This is a genomic window from Loigolactobacillus jiayinensis (assembly GCF_003946445.1).
Classification (GTDB): domain Bacteria; phylum Bacillota; class Bacilli; order Lactobacillales; family Lactobacillaceae; genus Loigolactobacillus; species Loigolactobacillus jiayinensis.
In genome coordinates, this window is the sequence record NZ_RHOF01000107.1 from 1 (window position 1) to 3279 (window position 3279).

Sequence of the window (3279 nt, forward strand, 5' to 3'; positions counted from 1 at the left end):
AGATTGTTTTTAGCAAAGTCTTTGAGATGATTTTGGGTTATTTTACGAATCTTGTCTTCAACTAATTTAAGTTCTAATTTATCCGTTTTTTAGTTGCTTGTACATCTGGTTCAATTCATTAGCACTTAATTTTTTGTTTGCTCGAATTTGTAATCCTTGAATACCATTATCATATGTCCACTGTTTAATTTTAGTCATGTCATTAGTTCGATAATAATTGGCAATTAGTTCGTTCCATTGATCCCACTTATCTAACGGCACATTGATTAAGCCTGCACCACCGTCAATCATAATTTTATTAGCACTTAAAGTCGCCGTCCTTTTGTTCCCGTCCCAAAAGATTTGTTGGCGCATATTATGATACATGACAGTCAATGCTTTATCAGTAATCGTCGTTCGTGGATCAGCCAAGATTTTTTGTAAAAAGGATTGTTCTTGTTTTTCGTTAATTAAAGGTGGTTCAAAAAAGTCTTCACTACCTAAATCAACTCCTCCTTTCCCTTGCCGTAATTCTCCCGGTACTAAGGCGTCTTCCGCTGCCACAATCTTGTTGATTTGTTTTTCCATGGTTAACGTTAAAGGGGAATTTTGAGCAGTGATATATTGCCACCCACGCTTTAAATTAACAATCGTCAAAACATCTTCAACAGGTACTCCTGCTACGCTCATACCGTCCATAATAGTTTGTGTTTGTGGCAAAGTGGTATTAACGCCTTCAAAGCGAGCATTAGTATGCACTAACTTGGTAAAATTTGCTCGGGCAAACCGTTGGTTTTCTGCAGCTGTGAATTTATACTTGTCCATATATGTTCGTGTCTTAGCCATATTTTGTGCCTCCTTTCTATTTCAGTCACTGATTATTTGACCTGTCCATGTTAAATCACGAAATGCTTTTCGTTGATAATTTGCTCTTGGCGTTTCTCTAAGAGGTAAGTGTGTAACGCGTCAAACAGTTTGCATTTATCAGGATCTGGATTATGGGCTGCTTGCTCCCAAATGCCTTGAATATCGACTGCCCAGGGGTCAGCCAGCAATTGCTCTATTTTTTCGACTTCTTTGCTTGGTTTGGTCATTTAAAAAGCTCCTTTCACATTCGCTTAGTTCAGTCATCGCCTGTTCAACCACTTAAGGCCCCTATTTTTGTTTCTAAGTGATTTTAAAGCAGTTTTAATACAATTATGCACTGCAACGCTTAAAACGGCTTAAATGAGCTCATATGACGTTTAATTCCAAGAGCGCTCATTGTCAGTGTTCTGTTCTTCGGGGTGTTTGGCCGCATATTCTCTAGCCGCTTGTTGATTCCACCAAACGCCAAATAGGTTTTGCATGGTGCCATACAAGTAGTTTTCAACGTTCTTGATATGTTTCTCATTGCTTCTAAGAACGTTAAAGTAGCGTCTTAAGGCTTTAGTCATCAAAGGTTTTAGTTCTTCGTCGTAAAGCGGGATTATGACGCCAATATCTTGATGATCCTTTTCAACTCGGTACTTAGCATTTAAGATAATGCCAATGAAGCGCCGCATTTGTTGCGGGGTACGGCACCAAAAACTAAGTAGTTGCACAGCTTCTGGTTCTAAGAAAACCGGTAAGCCACTGTCTTCATCAGTTAAGAAATCATTAGCATGGTTCACCAAATCCTGGTTTTGCTTTTGAATTTCTGCTGGTGAGAAATTGGCTGTGGAAAAGTTCAACTTTTGAGTATCTATATTGTATCTGTTTTTGTCTCTTTCTTTAGGTTCTCTATATAGATTAAGTCCATTTTTTGAACTTCCGCTCGTAGCAAGGGTTTGAGAGCTGTTGTCAACGAACTTATGCGGAAGTTCATTTTTTGAACTTCCGCTCGTAGCAAGGGTTTCAACGGTCTCCCGCGGAAGTTCATTTTTTGAACTTCCGCTCGTAGCAAGGGTTTGAGAGCTTTTTTGACCAAATTCGCCGCGTAAATAGACATCGGTTGCTTTCACATCGAGCTTGGACAGATATAAGCGATTCGGTTCATTTTTCTTAGTTTTCGGGTTAAAGCCCATTTGTTTCTGAACGAGTAATCCGATTGATTCCAGCTCTGCTTTTATTTTGATGACTTTTCCCTTTGAACAATTGAACAAGTCCATTAGTTCTTGATTGGTAAAGATAAAGTAGACGTGTCCTTCACTATCAACCCAGTTATTGCGCAAAGAATACTCTAATCGGTCTTTTAGTACCATATAGGCTAATTTAGCATCATTGCTTAAATGCTTGTATTGCTCGCCATACATTAATACCTTAGGGAACTGGAAAAATAAGGCTCCATATACGTTATCTGCTTCATAGTAATTAAAATTTGTTGATTTTGTCATAATAAAAACTCCCTTTCTTGACTGACACACGCTGTCTCAAAAGAGAGTTGCTAAAACATTCGACTTGCATTACAATACAAATCTGATATGCTCTAACTGAATTACAAAGCCTCACGGCTAAATGAATGCTTTGTAATTTACCAGCATGTGTCTGTTTGTGAGTTGCCCAGGCGGCAACTTTTTTAAGTTCTAACAACAAAAAATGGACTAAATAGCTCTGGTTAGCTACTTAGTCCATTGACTTTAATTTGTTTTTAACTATCCTTAACTTGTCCTTGGGGACTGGTTTGCGGTATAATTAACCTACAAATTAAGAACAATGTTCAGTCGATTTTAACTTGGCGGTGAAAATCGACTGAATCTAAGTAGCTGCCTTATAGCTACTTGCTAAACCCAAAATCCCTGATTCCTCGTGAATCGGGGATTTTTCTGTTTAGCTTGATCTCTTTATTCGGTTGTTAAATTAATTTTAGTCTAGCATAGCGCTTACCAAGCGGCAACTTTATTTGGTCTTGTATACTTTGCCAGCTTTTGGTTGAAACCAGTAAGCGATAGAAGATACCAGTAAATATTCGAAAAGTAAAAATGCTTCGGGGTGTTTAAGCAAATTTCCATCAAAAACACTGAAAATCATGAGCATAAGCAACCCGCAAAAATACGTGATAAACAGGGACATTATTTGAAAAATTCTTACGACAATACGACGGTTACCACTGATTCTTTCAAATAACAGCTGTAACCAATACTGCATTGGAAATAACCACTGTCGAATAAAAAAGCGGTCATCTACCAGGTGCTTTTTTGCAATTCCAATGGCTGGGATTATCCAAAAGACAATAAGGCTGGCAAGCAAAAATGTAACATTTATCGAAATTCCCATAACAACTCCTCCCTCGTATTATTAAATTTAGAAACTTACTTCTTTGTACTTAACGACTCAGGCGCT

4 protein-coding genes are annotated in these 3279 nt (G+C 38.0%); all 4 read right to left on the bottom strand.

Features of this window, described 5'->3' with window-relative positions; genetic code table 11:
* Positions 1-78 precede the first annotated feature (78 nt).
* Positions 79-825 carry a Fic family protein gene (locus EKM80_RS14520; RefSeq protein WP_125554385.1) on the bottom strand — a complete coding sequence of 249 codons (747 nt, stop codon included), beginning with the start codon at positions 823-825 and terminating at the stop codon, positions 79-81.
* A gap of 50 nt (positions 826-875) precedes the next feature.
* Positions 876-1073: a hypothetical protein gene (locus EKM80_RS14525; protein ID WP_056973931.1), complete on the bottom strand. Its 198-nt coding sequence runs from the start codon at positions 1071-1073 to the stop codon at positions 876-878.
* Between the two features lie 150 nt (positions 1074-1223).
* Positions 1224-2333, bottom strand: coding sequence for a replication initiator protein A (locus tag EKM80_RS14530; RefSeq protein ID WP_035454423.1), 1110 nt, complete (start codon positions 2331-2333; stop codon positions 1224-1226).
* Between the two features lie 502 nt (positions 2334-2835).
* Complete coding sequence (locus EKM80_RS14535) at positions 2836-3213, bottom strand: hypothetical protein (RefSeq protein WP_125550213.1); 378 nt, start codon at positions 3211-3213, stop codon at positions 2836-2838.
* Between the last annotated feature and the right edge of the window lie 66 nt (positions 3214-3279).

Coding starts and splice junctions, on each gene's coding strand:
- EKM80_RS14520 (WP_125554385.1), bottom strand. CDS start 825: ATGGCTAAGACACGAACATATATGGACAAGTATAAATTCACAGCTGCA.
- EKM80_RS14525 (WP_056973931.1), bottom strand. CDS start 1,073: ATGACCAAACCAAGCAAAGAAGTCGAAAAAATAGAGCAATTGCTGGCT.
- EKM80_RS14530 (WP_035454423.1), bottom strand. CDS start 2,333: ATGACAAAATCAACAAATTTTAATTACTATGAAGCAGATAACGTATAT.
- EKM80_RS14535 (WP_125550213.1), bottom strand. CDS start 3,213: ATGGGAATTTCGATAAATGTTACATTTTTGCTTGCCAGCCTTATTGTC.